The sequence below is a fragment of the Bradyrhizobium sp. PSBB068 genome (assembly GCA_016839165.1).
GTDB lineage: Bacteria > Pseudomonadota > Alphaproteobacteria > Rhizobiales > Xanthobacteraceae > Bradyrhizobium.
Genome location: CP069300.1, coordinates 6,649,689 through 6,666,557, shown reverse-complemented (window position 1 = coordinate 6,666,557; position 16,869 = coordinate 6,649,689). Strand labels below are relative to the sequence as shown.

Annotated in this window: 17 protein-coding genes and 1 other RNA gene; 9 read left to right on the top strand and 9 right to left on the bottom strand. The window is 64.7% G+C overall.

Going from position 1 to position 16,869, the window contains the following annotated elements:
- Positions 1–42: 42 nt before the first annotated feature.
- Positions 43–837, bottom strand: coding sequence for a hypothetical protein (locus tag JQ507_30950; protein QRI69239.1), 795 nt, complete (start codon positions 835–837; stop codon positions 43–45).
- Positions 838–1,403: 566 nt separating this feature from the next.
- On the opposite strand from JQ507_30950, the gene JQ507_30945 reads away from it, so the two are divergent.
- Positions 1,404–2,903 carry a phosphomannomutase/phosphoglucomutase gene (locus JQ507_30945; protein ID QRI69238.1) on the top strand — a complete coding sequence of 500 codons (1,500 nt, stop codon included), beginning with the start codon at positions 1,404–1,406 and terminating at the stop codon, positions 2,901–2,903.
- Positions 2,904–3,046: 143 nt separating this feature from the next.
- On the opposite strand, the gene JQ507_30940 is transcribed toward JQ507_30945, so the two are convergent.
- The 4 genes from JQ507_30940 to JQ507_30925 form a co-directional block, all read right to left on the bottom strand.
- The gene (locus tag JQ507_30940) at positions 3,047–3,547 is read right to left on the bottom strand and encodes an Lrp/AsnC family transcriptional regulator (protein QRI69237.1); all 501 of its coding nucleotides are present in this window, start codon (positions 3,545–3,547) and stop codon (positions 3,047–3,049) included.
- 76 nt (positions 3,548–3,623) lie between these two features.
- The gene (locus JQ507_30935; protein QRI69236.1) at positions 3,624–4,571 is read right to left on the bottom strand and encodes a sugar kinase; all 948 of its coding nucleotides are present in this window, start codon (positions 4,569–4,571) and stop codon (positions 3,624–3,626) included.
- 79 nt (positions 4,572–4,650) lie between these two features.
- The gene (gene nudC, locus JQ507_30930) at positions 4,651–5,601 is read right to left on the bottom strand and encodes an NAD(+) diphosphatase (GenBank protein QRI69235.1); all 951 of its coding nucleotides are present in this window, start codon (positions 5,599–5,601) and stop codon (positions 4,651–4,653) included.
- 7 nt (positions 5,602–5,608) lie between these two features.
- Complete coding sequence (locus tag JQ507_30925) at positions 5,609–6,028, bottom strand: HIT domain-containing protein (GenBank protein ID QRI73589.1); 420 nt, start codon at positions 6,026–6,028, stop codon at positions 5,609–5,611.
- 121 nt (positions 6,029–6,149) lie between these two features.
- On the opposite strand from JQ507_30925, the gene ffs reads away from it, so the two are divergent.
- The 5 genes from ffs (at position 6,150) to JQ507_30900 (ending at position 9,725) form a co-directional block, all read left to right on the top strand.
- Positions 6,150–6,246, top strand: an RNA gene (gene ffs, locus JQ507_30920) — signal recognition particle sRNA small type.
- A gap of 110 nt (positions 6,247–6,356) precedes the next feature.
- Positions 6,357–8,201 carry a DNA polymerase III subunit gamma/tau gene (locus tag JQ507_30915; protein ID QRI69234.1) on the top strand — a complete coding sequence of 615 codons (1,845 nt, stop codon included), beginning with the start codon at positions 6,357–6,359 and terminating at the stop codon, positions 8,199–8,201.
- A 21-nt stretch (positions 8,202–8,222) separates the two neighbouring features.
- Positions 8,223–8,543 carry a YbaB/EbfC family nucleoid-associated protein gene (locus JQ507_30910; protein ID QRI69233.1) on the top strand — a complete coding sequence of 107 codons (321 nt, stop codon included), beginning with the start codon at positions 8,223–8,225 and terminating at the stop codon, positions 8,541–8,543.
- A complete protein-coding gene (gene recR / locus JQ507_30905; GenBank protein QRI69232.1) occupies positions 8,544–9,149 on the top strand; it encodes a recombination protein RecR in 606 nt (201 codons plus the stop codon).
- A 147-nt stretch (positions 9,150–9,296) separates the two neighbouring features.
- Positions 9,297–9,725 carry a hypothetical protein gene (locus JQ507_30900; protein ID QRI69231.1) on the top strand — a complete coding sequence of 143 codons (429 nt, stop codon included), beginning with the start codon at positions 9,297–9,299 and terminating at the stop codon, positions 9,723–9,725.
- A gap of 193 nt (positions 9,726–9,918) precedes the next feature.
- Here JQ507_30900 and JQ507_30895 read toward each other — a convergent pair whose 3' ends face one another.
- From JQ507_30895 to rmuC, 3 genes are all read right to left on the bottom strand, one after another.
- Positions 9,919–11,295 (bottom strand): AmpG family muropeptide MFS transporter, encoded by a 1,377-nt coding sequence (locus JQ507_30895; protein ID QRI69230.1) that lies wholly within the window; start codon positions 11,293–11,295, stop codon positions 9,919–9,921.
- Positions 11,296–11,521: 226 nt separating this feature from the next.
- A complete protein-coding gene (locus tag JQ507_30890; GenBank protein ID QRI69229.1) occupies positions 11,522–11,827 on the bottom strand; it encodes a GIY-YIG nuclease family protein in 306 nt (101 codons plus the stop codon).
- Between the two features lie 75 nt (positions 11,828–11,902).
- On the bottom strand, positions 11,903–13,123 hold the full coding sequence (gene rmuC / locus JQ507_30885) for a DNA recombination protein RmuC (GenBank protein ID QRI69228.1): 1,221 nt from the start codon (positions 13,121–13,123) through the stop codon (positions 11,903–11,905).
- 170 nt (positions 13,124–13,293) lie between these two features.
- Between rmuC and JQ507_30880 the strand changes: the two genes are divergently transcribed.
- Genes JQ507_30880 through truA form a run of 3 tightly spaced genes read left to right on the top strand, consistent with a single transcriptional unit; the run spans position 13,294 to position 15,527 of the window.
- Complete coding sequence (locus JQ507_30880) at positions 13,294–13,821, top strand: peptide deformylase (GenBank protein ID QRI69227.1); 528 nt, start codon at positions 13,294–13,296, stop codon at positions 13,819–13,821.
- A 33-nt stretch (positions 13,822–13,854) separates the two neighbouring features.
- Positions 13,855–14,790 (top strand): methionyl-tRNA formyltransferase, encoded by a 936-nt coding sequence (locus JQ507_30875; GenBank protein QRI69226.1) that lies wholly within the window; start codon positions 13,855–13,857, stop codon positions 14,788–14,790.
- Complete coding sequence (truA, locus tag JQ507_30870; protein ID QRI69225.1) at positions 14,790–15,527, top strand: tRNA pseudouridine(38-40) synthase TruA; 738 nt, start codon at positions 14,790–14,792, stop codon at positions 15,525–15,527. The genes JQ507_30875 and truA overlap by 1 nt, the downstream gene beginning before the upstream one ends.
- A 95-nt stretch (positions 15,528–15,622) precedes the next feature.
- On the opposite strand, the gene dapE is transcribed toward truA, so the two are convergent.
- On the bottom strand, positions 15,623–16,777 hold the full coding sequence (gene dapE / locus JQ507_30865; protein ID QRI69224.1) for a succinyl-diaminopimelate desuccinylase: 1,155 nt from the start codon (positions 16,775–16,777) through the stop codon (positions 15,623–15,625).
- Positions 16,778–16,869: the final 92 nt, after the last annotated feature.

Here is a 16,869-nt window from a genome sequence, read left to right as displayed (position 1 = left end):
AGCGTCGATACAGTATCGGACCCTTGGCAGGGGCGCGTACTATCATGTCCTTTTTGGGCCGCTTTCAATCTTTTCGGGAGCCCCATCGTAGGGAGGAGACCCGACGCCGATGAACGTGTTGTTCGGCCCCACGATCACGACATGCCCCGTCGCGTCGCTATAATCTCTCGGTTGCGCCGCCACATCGCCCGGCTGGGGCGACTCGTCGGGACCCAGGACGCGCCATCCGGGAATTGCATACGATGGATCTGCCCATTGTCCGGCGGCGGGCGGAAAATGCTTCCAATACCAATGCCCATTCGGGAGACCGGGACTCGTCCCAGCATCGGTCAGCATCTCATGCACGAACAAATTGCACTTGTTCTTTCTTTCAGCGAAATTTCCCCTTGCCACCCCGGTGGTCCATGCGGTTGAACCAATTTGAGCGTTAGCTCGATCGACGATTTTCTGACGTATGAGGTTGAGCTGATCATCCGTCAGGGACTGCGTTGGTGCCGGATTTCCGCCGAAGGGGCTGGACTCGATCGACCAGCCTTGAGCCCAAGTCGGGTTGTTTGGATCGCTTCCTGCATCGCCGACGCCGGCGACGCCACCCGATCCGCTGGGGTTGCTGCCAGTCGCCGGCCCATTGACGCCGGGTTGATCGGCTCCTGTCGCAGACTGTTGCAATTGGGTTTGCGGCTGTGGCTGCGCCGGTTGAGTCGGTGTCGGCGGCTGTTGAAACTGCGCCAGTTGAGTTACGCCATCCGCGGCGAACGGATCGTGGTCAACGGGAACGAGCGAGTAGTCATCGAAGTCCGGCTGATGGTCCACCGGCACCAGAGAGTAATTGGGCATTGATCATCACCTACAGATATTGCGGACAGCTTCGGGCGAGCCCGTGCGTGACCGCACCTCGCGGAGAGGGCTGGGTTGGCTTTGGATGTTTGAAGGCAAGTGCTTGAGGGCAAAGTGCTTGAAGGATGGCTTGCGCGATGGCGCGGAAGCGTCACTTCCGGTTCGGCTTGCCCATCGTCTTCGGGCGCCCGTCTGTCGGCGGGAGCGGCCCTGGCTATCAGCGCGTTCGGCTCGCTGTGGTGGCCAATTCCAGTGCGCCCGGCAGTGGATTGGCCGACAGCGACCTGTCCGATTGAAAAAGCCCGCAGCGGATTTTCCGGTGCGGGCTTAATTGTTGCGATGATGAAAATGTATCGGTGAGTTGCCCGACGTGTCAATTGTTCGATGCGCAGAGCAGCTCGCAGGGCGCAATAGCGCGGCGGATTGCGCCGGCGTGCAGGTATTTCGCCGACGCCAAATCTGCCGTAATTATTCGCCACAAGCCGTCAATCCTGCCTTTCGCTGCGGCGACGCATTCGCTAAAGCCAGCAGCATTGTTCCTCCGCATTTCCACGAGGCTATCTCTGATGTTTCCGAAGCCGAAATCCGCGCTGGTCCCGAACACCTATGCCTTTGAATCCGAGCCGATGGTGAAGCCGACCGGGTTTCGCGAATACGACGCGCGCTGGCTGTTCAACAAGGAGATCAATTTGATGGGCGTGCAGGCGCTGGGCATGGGGCTCGGCGCGCTGATTGCGGAGCTCGGCGTCAGCCAGGAGATCGTCACCGGTCACGATTTCCGCGGCTATTCCGCCTCGATCAAATACGCATTGATCTCGGGCCTGATGGCGGCCGGCTGCAAGGTGCACGACATCGGGCTGGCGGTGACGCCGATGGCGTATTTCGCGCAGTTCGATCTCGACGTGCCCTGCGTCGCGATGGTCACCGCTTCGCACAACGACAATGGCTGGACCGGCGTCAAGATGGGTGCCAACCGTCCGCTCACCTTCGGCCCCGACGAGATGACGCGGCTGAAGCAGATCGTGCTCAATGCTGAGTTCAACAACAAGGCCGGCGGCTCCTACCAGTTTCACGAGAACTATCCGGCGCGCTACATCGCCGACCTCACCAGCCGGCCGAAGCTGAAGCGCAAGCTGAAGGTCGTCGCCGCCTGCGGCAACGGCACCGCGGGCGCATTCGCGCCGCAGGTGCTGGAGGTGATCGGCTGCGAGGTGATTCCGCTCGACACCGAGCTCGATCACACCTTCCCGAAATACAATCCGAATCCGGAAGACATGGAGATGCTGCATGCGATCCGCGATGCGGTGCTTCTGCACAAGGCCGATGTCGGGCTCGGCTTCGACGGCGACGGCGACCGCTGCGGCGTGGTCGACAACACCGGCGAGGAGATCTTCGCCGACAAGGTCGGCGTCATGCTGGCGCGCGACATGTCGGCGATCAACGCCAACGCACAGTTCGTCGTCGACGTGAAGTCGACCGGGCTGTTCGTCACCGATCCGGTGCTCTCGAGGCAGGGCGCCAACACGGTCTACTGGAAGACCGGGCATTCCTACATGAAGCGCCGCACCAACGAGCTCGGCGCGCTCGCCGGCTTCGAGAAGTCCGGTCACTTCTTCTTCAACAAGCCGTTCGGCCGCGGCTATGACGACGGCCTGGTGTCGGCGATCGCGATCTGCGAGATGCTCGATCGCGCCCCCGGCAAGTCGATGGCCGATCTGAAGGACGCGCTGCCGAAGACCTGGTCATCGCCGACGATGTCGCCGCATTGCGCCGACGAGGCGAAGTATGGCGTGGTCGATGCCGTGGTGAAGCACTTCGAGGCGCTGCAGCAGAACGGCGCGCTGGTCGCGGGGCAGGCGATCCGCGATCTCGTCACCGTCAACGGAGTCCGCGTCACGGTCTCCGACGGCAGCTGGGGCCTGGTGCGGGCATCCTCGAACAAGCCGGAGCTCGTGGTCGTGGTGGAAAGCCCGGTCAGCGAGCAGCGTATGCGCGACATGTTCGAGGCGATGGATTCGGTGCTGCGCACGCATCCCGAGGTCGGCGCGTACAATCAGAAGATTTGATTTTGTTGCCGCAGGCACGGTGTCATCACCCGCGCAGGCGCAGGCGGGTGATCCAGTATTCCAGAGACGGCAATGATTGAGCCGAGACGTCGCGGCGTACTGGATCGCCCGCCTGCGCGGGCGATGACAGTTGAGGGCGCCGCTTACGCCGCGGGCACCGGCAGCGCCGTCACCGACTTGATCTTCTCCATCGCGAAGCGCGAGGTGACGTTCTTCAGCGGCACGGCCGAGATCAGCTTCTTGTAGAACACGTCATAGGCCTGCATGTCGGCGACCACGACGCGCAGCATGTAGTCGACGTCGCCGGCCATCCGGTAGAACTCCATCACCTCGGGCATGGCGCTGACGGCGTCGGCGAATTTGCGCAGCCAGGCTTCGGAGTGGTCGGCGCTCTCGACCGAGACGAACACCGAGATCCCGAGCCCGATCTTGTTCTGGTCGACCAGCGCCACGCGGCGCAGGATCACGCCGTCGGCCTCGAGCCGCTGGATGCGCTTCCAGCACGGCGTCGACGACAGCCCGACCCGGTCGCCGATCTCGGCGACCGAGAGCGAGGCATCCTCTTGGAGCACCGTCAGGATCTTGCGATCGATGGCGTCGAGGCGGCGGTTATTGTCATGAAGCTGAATAGCGAGTTCGGACATAGAAGAAAGTTCCATATGAAGGATCAAACTCCCTCATATAGAGAAAAATCTTCTCGCGCAAGCGGTTCCTGACCGGTCAGGCCGGCCGGGCGTCGACGTGTTCGCCCAAAAACGCTTCAACTTCAGTACGTTGCGGTGCGGCATAAGCGCCGCCGAAGCGGGTGCATTTTAATGCTGCGGCCGCGGACGCAAAGCGCAGCGCCTGCCGCAATTCCTGCTTCTCGGTAATGGCGAGGGCAAATGCGCCGTGGAAGACGTCGCCGGCCCCGAGCGTGTCGACGGTATGGACCGGGAAGGCCGGGCTCTCCTCGAGCTCGCCCTGCTCGTTGAGAAAGATCGTGCCCTTCGGGCCGCGGGTGCCCGCGAGGAACGAGCGGGTGAGCTTGGCGAGCTTGTGCAGCGCCTGGCCGTCATCGGTGACGTCGGCGGTCTGCTGCAGCGGCTCGCTGGAGAACACCAGGTGCGAGGAGGCGGTCAGCAGCCCTTCCCGCATCGACATCGCGCGGTCGACGTCGACCACGACGGGAATGCCGCGCTTGACGGCCTCGGCGCACAGCTCGGTGCAGAACGGCGCGCAGCGGCTCTCGGTCAGGATCGCCGCGCAATCCTCCAGCAGCAGGTCGGTCGGCGGCAGCTTGACCTTCCAGAGTTCGGGATCGCGGAAGGTGACGATGGTGCGCTCGCCGGTGTCGTCGATCATGATTGCCGAGATCGGCGTCACCAGATCAGGCATGTGGATGAGATGGTTGGTCTCGATGCCTTCCTGCGCCAGCTTGTCGAAGATGTAGCGGCTCGAGGTCTCCCGCGAATCGCCCATCGGCCCGCAGATCGAGGCGCGGCCGCCCAGCCGGACGATGCCGATCGCGGCGTTCAGCGCGTTGCCGCCGCAGATCTCGTCGAAATGCGTCGCATTCTCCTTGGAGCCGCGCGCCGGAACGTTGACGCGGAAGGTCAGGTCGCGCACCGGCAGGCCGATGCAGAGGATGCGGGGCGGGACTTTCGGGGCGCCGTCTTGAAAATTCATGCAGGGATCCGTCGCAATGGTTCCGTCGACTTACACAATCTTTGTCCAGTCTAATCGGCAGAACGATGTCCGGTTCCCGCTATTGGTCGAGCGGGTTTCGGTGGTGCACCCAGCGGCCGAGCAAATGATGGGCAATCGCGAACGGATGCGGGCCGGCGAGGCCGTCGGGATGCTGGCGCTTGAGCATCAGCGTCGCCTCCGCATGGTCGAACCAGCGCGCATCTTCGAGTTCGGTGCGGTCGACCACGATGTCCTCGTTGGTCGCACGCGCAGTGCAGCCGATCATCAGCGATGACGGATAGGGCCAGGGCTGCGTCATGTAGTAGTTGACGTCGGTGCAGCGGATGCCGCTTTCCTCGAAAATCTCGCGCCGTACCGCATCCTCGATGGTCTCGGCGGCCTCGACGAAGCCGGCGAGGCAGGAATACATGCCGGGCATGAACTGCTTCTGGCGGCCGAGCAGCACCTTGTCGCCTGACGTCACCAGCATGATCACGACCGGATCGGTGCGCGGGAAATGCTCGGCCTTGCAGCTCGGGCATTCGCGCTTCCAGCCGCCTTCCCGCATCGCCGTGCGGGTGCCGCAGTTCGGACAGAAGCCGTGGCGCTGGTGCCAGGTGACCATCGATTTCGCCATCGCGATCGCCGACAGCTGCTCCGGCGGCACCACGCCCTGCATCGCCATGCCGCGCAATTCGGTGATCGCAACATCGCTGCGTCCGACCAGCTTCTCGGCCGCCTGCGGCGCGATCCCCATGCCGAAGATCGGCGCCGCATCGCGCAAGCCCAGGAAGATCGTGCCGGGATTGGCACCGTAGCTCCGCGCCTCGTCCAGCGAGAGCAGCGCGCGGGCGCCGCCATCTTCCTGCTTCACCACCAGCGAGTCGCGATAGATCACATAGGCGCGCGCCTCGCGATGACCCTCCAGCGCGAACAGCTTCTCGTCGTTGCTGCGCAGATGCGCGGCACGGTCGAGCACATGGGTGACGAAGGCCGGCTGGCCGAGCGGAAATGAATCGGATGCGGACATTGAATTTTCAACCCAACCAGATCTTGCGGCGAAGCGCGCTGATGAAATTCTGCACTTCCTCGGCGTCATGCGCCAGCGGCGGCATCACGCCCCAGACGGGACGCGGCCATGCAGCGTCGCTGGTGCGGCGCGCGATGACATGGACGTGAAGCTGCGGGACGAGGTTGCCGAGCGCCGCGACATTCAGCTTGTCGCATTTGGTGATCTCTTTCAGGGCCCGCGAGACCCGGGTGATCTCGGTCATCAGCTGCGCCTGCTCGACCTCGTCGAGGTCGATGATCTCGACCGCATTGTCGCGCCGCGGCACCAGCAGCAGCCAGGGATAATGCGCATCCTTGATGACGAGCACCTTGCACAGCGGCAGGTCGCCGACGTCGATGGTGTCTTTTTTGAGCTGCGAATGCAGCGACCAGTTGGAGGCGGGCATGGGAGGCAAATAATGCCTTTCCGTGTTCCCAGACAAGCCCCACAAAGCCAGCCTCAGCCAGCCCCACAAAGCCGGGTCAGGCCGCTTGCTTTCCGGCGCTTTTGGCCCCAAATAGGGACCGGGAGATTGGCGGTGGACGAGCCACTCGCCAACCGGGTCAGGTCCGGAAGGAAGCAGCCCTAACGAGGTCCGGATCGGGTCGCTCGTCAGTCTCCTACCTGTTTTTTCCGAGCGAATCGCGCTGGAATGGCGGTCTCCGCGCCCGGCGCTCGATTTCGGCTCCTGTCCGCACGCCGGCTGAAGAGACACCCAAGTTGCGGATCGACGCATGAACGGCGCTGGCGACCCCTCCCGACCGTCCGACGGTGCGAACCAGAGCGGTTTCGATCTCGGCGGGCTGCCTGAGGCGGCCAACAAGCCCTACCGCGTTCTCGCCCGCAAATACCGCCCCTCCAGCTTCGAGGACCTGATCGGCCAGGAGGCCATGGTCCGCACCGTCTCGAACGCGTTCGAGACCGGGCGAATTCCGCAGGCCTGGATCCTCACCGGCGTCCGCGGGGTCGGCAAGACCACCACCGCCCGCATCCTCGCCCGCGCCCTGAACTACGAGAAGCCCGACGGCTCGGTGAAGGGGCCGACCATCCACATGCCGGACCTCGGCGTGCACTGCCAGGCGATCATGGAAAGCCGGCACATGGACGTGCTGGAGATGGACGCTGCGTCCCACACCGGCGTCGACGATGTCCGCCAGATCAATGACAGCGTGCGCTATGCGCCGGCGAGCGCGCGCTACAAGGTCTACATCATCGACGAAGTCCACATGCTGTCGACGGCGGCCTTCAACGCCTTCCTGAAGACGCTGGAGGAGCCGCCGGAGCACGCCAAGTTCGTGTTCGCCACCACCGAGATCCGCAAGGTTCCGATCACGGTGCTGTCGCGCTGCCAGCGCTTCGACCTGCGCCGCGTCGAGGCCGACGTGCTGATGAAGCATCTCGGCAATATCGCCACCAAGGAAGGCGTCGAGGTCGAGCCCGAGGCGCTCGGCATCATCGCGCGCGCGGCCGAAGGTTCGGTGCGCGATTCGTTGTCGCTGTTCGACCAGGCGATCGCGCATGCCGCCGGCCATGTGAAGGCCGACGCGGTCCGGCAGATGCTCGGCCTTGCCGACCGCACCCGCGTGATCGACCTGTTCGATTCGCTGGCGCGCGGCGATATCGCCGCTGCCTTCGCCGAATTTCGCGCCCAGTATGATGTCGGCGCCGATCCGGTGGTGGTGCTGTCCGATCTCGCCGAGTTCGTCAATTTCGTCACCCGCGTGAAATTCGTGCCGGGGACCGCCGACAACGTCGCATTCGGCGAGACCGAGCGGGTGCGGGGGCGCGGATTCGCCGCGAAGCTGTCGACGCGTGTGCTGTCGCGGATGTGGCAGATGCTGCTCAAGGGCATCGCCGAGGTGCAGACCGCGACGCGGCCGGCGGCTGCTGCCGAGATGGTGCTGGTGCGGATCGCCTATGTCGCCGACCTGCCGACACCGGATGAAGTGATCCGGATGATCGAGCAGAATGGCGCCGGCGCGGCGCCCGCGACGTCAGGTTCCGCCGCATCATCGCCGTCACGCGGCGCACCGGCTTCGGCGATATCGGCCATGCCGTCGGCGTCGATGCGTGCACCGCAGGCCGGCCCGCGGGCCGATCTTGCCGCGCGTCCGCAGATGGCCTCACCGGTCACCGACGCCGCGCCGGTGCTGCGGATCACGAGCTTTCCGCAACTGATCGCGCTCGCCGGCGAGAAGCGCGATATCATGACCAAGAGCGCGCTGGAGGCCGATGTGCGGCTGGTGCGCATCGAGGATGGCCAGCTCGAGATCGGACTCGAGCCGAAGGCGCAGCGCACGCTCATCACCGATCTGCCGCGCAAGCTCGAACTGTGGACCGGGCGGCGCTGGACCGTGATCATTTCCAACGAGGCCGGCCAGCCCACGGTGCGTTCGCAGAACGAATTGGCGCGCAGCGAGCATCAGCGCGCGGCCGAGGCCGATCCGCGCGTGCAGGAGGTGCTGGCGCGCTTTCCGGGCACCAAGGTGATCGAGGTCCGCCGCCTTGCCGCCGAGGTTCCGGTGGCGGATGTATCAGGCGAAGACCCGATTGAAACTTCTGACAGCGACGACGATTGATCCGATCATAGGAACGCACGCATGGCTGATTTTCTCGGCATGATGAAGCAGGCAGCGCAGCTGCAATCCAAGATGCAGGAGATGCAGGAGCAACTCGGCAATGTCGAGGTGGAGGGCATTTCCGGCGGCGGTCTGGTCGCGGTGCGCATGACCGCGAAGATGGAAGTGAAGGGCGTCAAGATCGATCCGTCGCTGATGAAGCCGGAGGAGCGCGAGGTGCTCGAGGATCTCCTGGTCACGGCGCATGGCGATGCCCGCCGCAAGGCCGAGGCGGCGATGCAGGAGAAGATGATGGCGCTCACCGGTGGGCTCGGCCTGCCGCCGGGATTTGGTCCGACCTAAATGGCCGCAAGCGTCGCCGGCCCCGAGATTGAACGCCTGATCCAGTTGCTGGCGCGGCTGCCGGGCTTGGGTCCGCGTTCGGCGCGGCGCGCGGCGCTGCATCTGATCAAGAAGCGCGAAGCGCTGATGACGCCGCTGACCGCGGCGTTGCAGGTCGCGATCGACAAGATCCAGGTCTGCAAGACCTGCGGAAACATCGATACACAAAACCCCTGCACGGTGTGCACCGATCCGCGCCGCGATCCCTCGATCATCGTCGTGGTCGCCGATGTCGCCGATCTCTGGGCGCTGGAACGCGCCAATGCGACCAATGGCCGCTATCATGTGCTCGGTGCAACGTTGTCGCCGCTCGACGGCGTCGGCCCGCAGGATCTCACCATCGACCAGCTGGTGGCGCGCGCCCACGCGCCTGAGGTGACCGAGATCATTCTGGCGCTGAATGCCACCGTCGATGGCCAGACCACCGCGCATTACATCACCGACCTGTTGTCGGAGGCCAATGTGCGGGTGACGCGGCTGGCGCATGGCGTGCCTGTTGGCGGCGAGCTTGATTACCTCGATGAAGGTACGCTATCCGCAGCCATGCGGCAGCGGACGCTGTTTTAAGCAACCGGTCCAGGGCCGGACCCGGCCGATTTTGCCAAGCGATCCGTCACAAGTCGAAAAGATCGCGCTGAAACAAAATGATAGGGTGGATGACGATTCGAGGATGGTCATCCACGCTCTGACGAATCAAATACGGAACACCTGAAAATGACGACACACCGATTCGGCGCACGGTTCGGCTTTGCATTTTTGACGGCGACCTTGGTCGCGCCGTGTGCGATCGCGCAGCAGAGCGATGCGCCGCAGAAGCCCGGCAAGATGATCCATGCCGGCGACGTGCTGTCGGGGGAACTCGGCGTCATGAAGGTGCGCGACGCCAAGAATCGCGGCAAGCGCGTCGCGACCTACCAGATCACCAGCGAGCCGCGCCGCCTGCCGCCGCCGAACGGCCTGTGCAATCTCGAAACCGGGCCGGAAACCTTCCAGCTGATTCCGACCAACGATGCCCAGGCCGCGCAGCTCAAGAGCCTTTCCGGCAAGGCCATCTCGGTGAAGGTCGACGAGGTCACCTGCGCCAAGGACGCCGGCGAGATGAGCGAAGCCATCGTCACCAAGTGGAGCGTGGTGGCGAAGTAAATCTCATCGAATCGAGAACCATCCGCATCATCGTCCTGGCGAAAGCCAGGACCCATTACCCCAACTGTCGGTTATTGCGCGACGCTGCGGCCAGAATCCCTGTCACGACCAGGTGCGGTGGTTATAGGTCCTGGCTTTCGCCAGGACGACGCGGGGAGAGTTCGGGCGCCTGCTCGGGCCGACGGCAGTTGGGCTAAACCCGCACCGGCCCCAGCTCATCAAAATGCCCGCGCCGCTGCAGCCAGGCTAGCAGGATCAGGCTCGGGATCGCGACCAGCACGCAGATCACGAAGAACATCTGCCAGCCGACCGCCTTGGCGACATAGCCCGCGCCCGATGACAGATAGGTGCGGCCGACCGCCGCGAGCGCGGTCAGCAGCGCGTACTGGGTCGCGGTGTGCAGCGGATTGCGGCACAGCGCCGACAGATAGGCGACGAAGATCACGGTGCCGATCGCGCTGGTGAAATTCTCCGCGGTGATCGCGAGCGCCAGCGCCCATTGATCGACGCCGACATGCGCCAGCCAGGAGAACGACAGGTTGGCGATCGCCTGCAGCACGCCGCCGATCCAGAGGCTCGTTGCGAGCGAATAGCGCCGCGCCACGAAGCCGCCGGCGAAACCGCCGATCAGGGTTGCGGCAAGACCAACGCCCTTCACGATCGCCGCGTAATCGACCTTGGAAAAGCCGATGTCGATCACGAACGGCGCGGTCATGGTGCCCGAGAACGCGTCGGTGAATTTGAACAGCACCACGAAGGCGAGCGCTGCGAAGGCATCCTTGCGGCTGAGGAACTCGGAGAACGCGCCGAGCGCCGCGTGCAGCACGCGCTCGGCGGCGTTCTGCGCGTGCGTTGCGGCCTCCGCGCCCTTCGATTGGGCGGGCTCGGTCGCGGCAAGCGCGGTGACGATGCCGATCACGACCAGCGCGGCCATCACCACATAGCCCCACATCCACGCGGACGGGCGCGCGAGCCCTGCGGATTCGAATCCGCTGACGATGAACAGCGCGCCGGCGGTCGAGACCAGCATGCCGACGCGATAGGCCGCGACATAGGACGCCATGCCGGCGGCCTGCTCGCTCTCGGGCAGGCTTTCGACGCGGAAGGCATCGACCACGATGTCCTGCGTCGACGACGCGGTCGCGACCAACAGCGCGGCGAAGGCCGCGAACCATGGCGAGCGCGCCGGGTCGGCCACCGCCAGCACCAGGATCGTCGCCATCAGCACCAGCTGCGAGAGCAGCAGCCAGCCGCGGCGGCGCCCGAAAACTTGCGTGAACAGCGGCACATGCAGCGCATCGACCAGCGGCGCCCAGAGGAATTTCAGCGTGTAGGGCGTGCCGATCAGCGCCAGCAGCCCGATGGTGCCGAGATCGACCCCGGCCTCCTTCATCCACACCTGCAATGTCGAGCCCGACAGCGCCAGCGGCAGCCCCGAGGAGAAGCCGAGCAGCAGCACGATCAGCACCCGCGGCTGCAGGTACACCGCGAAGCTGTCGCGCCAGGAGGTGACGGCGGGCTTTGGCTCAGGCGTCGCGGGCGTGTCTGACGTCGCTTCAGGGGCTGTCATGAATGAGGTGTTACCAGATTCGGCCACAAAAAGACTGTCATCGCCGGGCTTCACGTAGACGTACGCGCACCCAACTTCCGCCTCTGGGATACTGGATCGCCCGATCAAGTCGGGCGATGACAGCAATTATGCGGCGCGATCCGCGGTCATCGATGAGTTGATCCCTGTTCGCCTCAAAAACACTGTCATCGCCCGGCTCGACCGGGCGATCCAGTATTCCAGAGGCCTATCCGCCGCCGCCCGCAATCTCCGGATAAAGATCAATCCAGTCCGGATTGTCCTTCTCAATTAGGGCAATCTTCCATGCGCGCGGCCATTTCTTCAGCCGCTTCTCGCGCTTGATCGCGTTCTCGGGATCATCGAACTGCTCGAAATAGACGAGTTTCACGACGTCGTATTTTTCGGTGAAGCTTTCGATGAGTTTGATCTTGTGCTCACCGACGCGACGAATGAGGTCATTTGTCACGCCGATGTAGAGCGTGCCGCCGATGTGGCTGGCGAGGATGTAGACGTAGAAGCTGCGTGCGCCCATCTACGGCCTCTGGGATACTGGATCGCCCAATCAAGTCGGGCGATGACACCGGCTATGAGGTGACATCAGCAACGATCACTCCCCCGCCTGCAGCTTGCGCGGGGCGGGGAACAGGTCGGTGGCCGCGGGCTTGACGAAGCGCGGCACTTCGATCGGGGTCTCGGACTTGCTGAAGTCGAGTTCCTCGATACGGCCGGCGCGCTTCTCGATCTTGTCGGCGGAGATCAGGATCTGCCTGACGTCCTCGTTCACCTGGCCGAAATGGGTCTGCAGCTTGAGCACGCGATCGCGCAGACGGCCGAGATCATCACCAAGGTGCATCACCTCGTTGCGGATCTGGTCGGCGGCGTCGCGGATGCGGGCATCCTTCAGGATCTGCTGCATCACCTGGATCGCCAGCATCAGCAGCGAGGGCGACACCAGCACCACGCGGGCGCGATAAGCCTTCTGGATCACGTCGTCGAAACCGTCATGGATTTCGGCATAGACCGATTCCGAGGGCACGAACATGAGCGCGGTGTCCTGGGTCTCGCCCGGAATCAGATATTTCTCGGCGATGTCGCTGACGTGCTTGAGTACGTCAGTGCGCAATCGCTGGCTGGCGAATTTGCGCTCCTCGTCGCTGCGCGCATCGTGCAGCGCGGTCATCGCTTCCAGCGGAAATTTCGCGTCGATGCAAAGCGGGCGCTGGTCGGGCAGGAACACGACGCAGTCCGGCCGCTTGCCCGATGTCAGCGTGTACTGGAACTCGAATGAGCCCTTCGGCATGCCGTCCTGGACGATCGCCTCCATCCGCGCCTGGCCGAACGCGCCGCGCGACTGCTTGTTGGCGAGCACGTCGCGCAGGGTCGTCACCTGGGTGGTGAGCTCGTTGAGGTTCTTGTGCGCATGGTCGATGATGCCGAGCCGCTCGTGCAGCACGCGCAACGAATCCATCGTGTTGCGGGTCGATTGTTCCATCGACTGGCCGACCCGGTGGGTTACCGAGTCGAGCCGCTCGTTGACCGCGCGGGCCATCTCGGCCTGCCGGCCGGCTAGCGCCTGCGCGAAGGCATCAACCTTGGCGTCGACCCGTCCGGAGGATTCGCTCTGCGCCCGCAGCATCTCGGCGAGCCGCTCCTCCAGCTCGTCGGCGCGAATGGCCTGGGCCATCGCGAGTTCCGCGCCGCGCCGGCTGCCGCGCGCGATCACCATTGCGATGGCGAACAGCAGGATCAGCGCCAGCACGCCAAGCCCGATCAACGCGTCGGAGACGCGGACCGGAAGGTCGCCGATCATGAGGAGAATCTCGTTCATGCCGGTCCTTGTAGCCGATTCGCGGTCGGACGCGAACGAAGAGGGAACGCTTATGGTTAATGCTTCCCTGATTTTCTTGGTTAATGCAGCGTGAAGAAACGTGGTTAAGGCTGCCTTAACAGGCTCCTCAGCGCATTGACCGCATCAGGCCCGCAGCTTAAATCGCCGCCATGGCTTTAAGAGAAATCATCATCCTGCCGGACAAGCAGTTGCGGCTGGTGTCGAAACCGATCGAGAAGGTGACGCCGGATATCCGCAAGCTCGCCGACGACATGCTCGAGACCATGTATGACGCGCCCGGCATCGGGCTGGCGGCGATCCAGGTCGCGCAGCCGCTGCGGCTGATCACCATGGATCTCGCCAAGCGCGACGAGAACGGCGAGACCTCGCCGCAGCCGCGGGTGTTCATCAATCCGGAGATCATCTCGCATTCGGAGGAGCTGTCGGTCTACGAAGAGGGCTGCCTGTCGATCCCCGAATATTACGAGGAGGTCGAGCGCCCGGCGCGGGTGCGCCTGCGCTTCACCGATCTCGACGGCAAGCTGCACGAGGAGGATGCCGAGGGGCTCTACGCCACCTGCATCCAGCACGAGATCGACCATCTCAACGGCGTGCTGTTCGTAGACTACCTGTCGAAGCTGAAGCGCGACCGCGTGTTCAAGAAATTCGAGAAGGCCGCCAAGCGCGCGGCGGAGTAGGCGCGCCCTCCGACGCCGGAAGAATCTGATCGCATGCCTCTCCGCCTGATTTTCATGGGCACGCCCGATTTCGCGGTGCCGACGCTGCTGGAGCTGGTGGCCCATGGCCATGAGGTCGTGGCCGTCTACACCCGCGCGCCGAAACCGGGCGGGCGGCGCGGCCTGCAGCTGCAGCCGACGCCGGTCGAGCAGGAGGCGCGCCGCCTCGGCATTCCGGTACTCACGCCGAAGACGCTCCGGACGGACGAAGCGCTCGAGGCGTTTCGCGCCCAAGATGCGGATGCCGCCGTTGTCGTCGCCTACGGCATGATCCTGCCGCAGGCCATCCTCGATGCGCCCAGGCTCGGCTGCTTCAACCTGCACGCCTCGCTGCTGCCGCGCTGGCGCGGCGCCGCGCCGATCAATCGCGCCATCATGGCGGGTGATGCCGAGAGCGGCGTGATGGTGATGAAGATGGATGTCGGGCTCGACACCGGCGACGTCGCGATGGCCGAGCGGCTGCCGATCACGGACAGCATGACGGCATCAGACCTGCACGATGCGTTGGCGCCGCTCGGCGCCGACCTGATGGTGCGGGCGATGGGCGGCCTCGAGCGCGGCGGCTTGCAACTCACCAGGCAGAGCGAGGACGGCGTCACCTATGCCGCCAAGATCGAGAAGGCCGAGGCGCGGATCGACTGGACGCAGCCGGCGCACGCGGTGCTGCGGCACATTCACGGGCTGTCGCCGTTCCCCGGCGCCTGGTGCGAACTCGGCGGCGAGGGCGAGCCGGTGCGGCTGAAGATCCTGCGCTGCGAGCTGGCGAAAGGTTCGGGCCAACCGGGCGATATGCTCGACGATCAGCTTGCGATCGCCTGCGGCGATGGCGCGGTGCGGATTCTCGAATTGCAGCGCGCCGGCAAGGGGCCGATGAAGGCGGCGGACTTCCTGCGCGGCACGCCGCTGAAGCCGCCCGCGCGGCTCGGCTGATGCCCCGCTACAAGCTCACCATCGAATATGACGGCACGCCGTTCTCCGGCTGGCAGATCCAGGACACCGCGCCGACCGTGCAGGGCGCGCTGGAGGCGGCGGTCAAGGCGATCTGCGGCGAGGACGTCCGCGTCCACGGCGCCGGGCGTACCGACGCCGGCGTGCATGCGCGCGGCCAGGTCGCGCATTGCGACATCGCCAAACATTTTCCGCCGGGCCGTTTCCGCGACGGGCTGAACGCGCATCTGCGGCCCAATCCGATTGCCGTGCACGCGGCCGATATCGTGCCCGACGATTTCGAGGCGCGGTTCTCCGCGATCAAGCGGCATTATCTCTATCGCATCACCAACACCCGCGCGAACCTCGCGCTCGACATCGGCCGGGTCTGGCGCGTGCCACGCGCGCTCGATGCCGAGGCGATGCACGAGGCCGCGCAGCGCCTGCTCGGCAAGCATGATTTCACCACCTTCCGCGACACCGAGTGCCAGGCCAAGTCGCCGGAGAAGACGCTCGATCAGCTCGACGTCACCCGCGACGGCGCTGCCATCAACATCGTGACCTCGGCGCGCTCGTTCCTGCACAGCCAGGTGCGCTCGATGGTCGGATCATTGGTCTGGGTCGGCGAGGGCCGCTGGAGCGCGGACGATCTGTTCGCCGCACTCGTCGCCCGCAACCGCGCCGCCTGCGGCCCCGTCGCGCCGCCGGACGGGCTCTATTTGATGCGGGTGGATTACTAGGCAGACTGTATCTGGTATGGGCGGATTACCCGCGACCCCAATCCCTACTGTGCATGGGGTTGTTTTCGATGTTTGTGTCCAGCCGAGCGGCCGGATCAAGCAAAATACCGCTCCAGCACGCCCCGATAGATCTGCGTCAGCTTCTCCAGATCAGCCACCGGCGTGCGCTCGTCGATCTGGTGCATGGTCTGGCCGACCAGGCCGAATTCGATCACCGGGCAGTAGCTCGAGATGAAGCGCGCGTCCGAGGTGCCGCCCGAGGTCGAGAGCTCCGGCCTGCGGCCGGTGGCCTCCTCGATCGCGGCAACCGCGAGGTCGGTGAACGGTCCGGGCTGGGTGACGAACACGTTCGAGTTCGACGGCTGCCAGTCGATATGCGCGCGGATGCGGTTGCCGCAGGCCTTCGCCAGCCGTTCGTCGACCAGCTGCCGGAGGCTCTCCTGCGTATGGTTGTCGTTGTAGCGGATGTTGAACTTGGCGCGCGCTTGGCCGGGGATCACGTTGCTCGCGGTGTTGCCGACGTCGACGGTGGTGAATTCGAGGTTGCTGGCCTGGAATTGCGCGCTGCCGTGATCGAGCGGCTCGTCGCCCAGCGCCACGATCAGCCTGGAGATGTCGGGCACCGGGTTCGAGGCGCGGTGCGGATAGGCGACGTGGCCCTGCACGCCGTCGACCACCAGCGTGCCGGATTGCGAGCCGCGCCGGCCGATCTTGATCATGTCGCCGAGCACCTCGACATTCGAGGGCTCGCCGAGCACGCAATGGTCGAACTTCTCGCCGCGCTCGGCGCACCATTTCAGCAGCTTGACCGTGCCGTTGATCGAGACGTCTTCCTCGTCGCCGGTGATCAGGAAGGAGATCGATCCTTTTGGCTTGCCGCCATGGTCGTTCAGATACTGCAGCACCGCGGCGACGCTGCAGGCGATGCCGCCCTTCATGTCAACGGCGCCGCGGCCGTAGAGATAGCCGTCCTTGACCTCGCCGGAGAACGCGCCGAGCGTCCACGCCGCTTCGTCGCCGGGCGGCACCACGTCGGTGTGGCCGGCAAAGGTGATATGCGGCGCCGAAGAGCCGATGCGGGCATAGAGGTTGTCGATATCGGCGGTGCCGGGTTCGGAGAACGTCACGCGGTGGACGTCGAAGCCGGCCGCCTTCAGCAGGTTTTCGAGCACACCGAGCGCGCCGGCGTCGGCCGGGGTGACGGACGGGCAGCGAACCAGATCGCGGGTAATCGAGACGGCATCAATCATGTGTCCCGCTTAACACGTCACACCGCGGGTGGACCAGCTTTGTGCGGCACGATATCGAGCTCGCTCTGCTGATCCCAGCCCTGCGTGGAGCG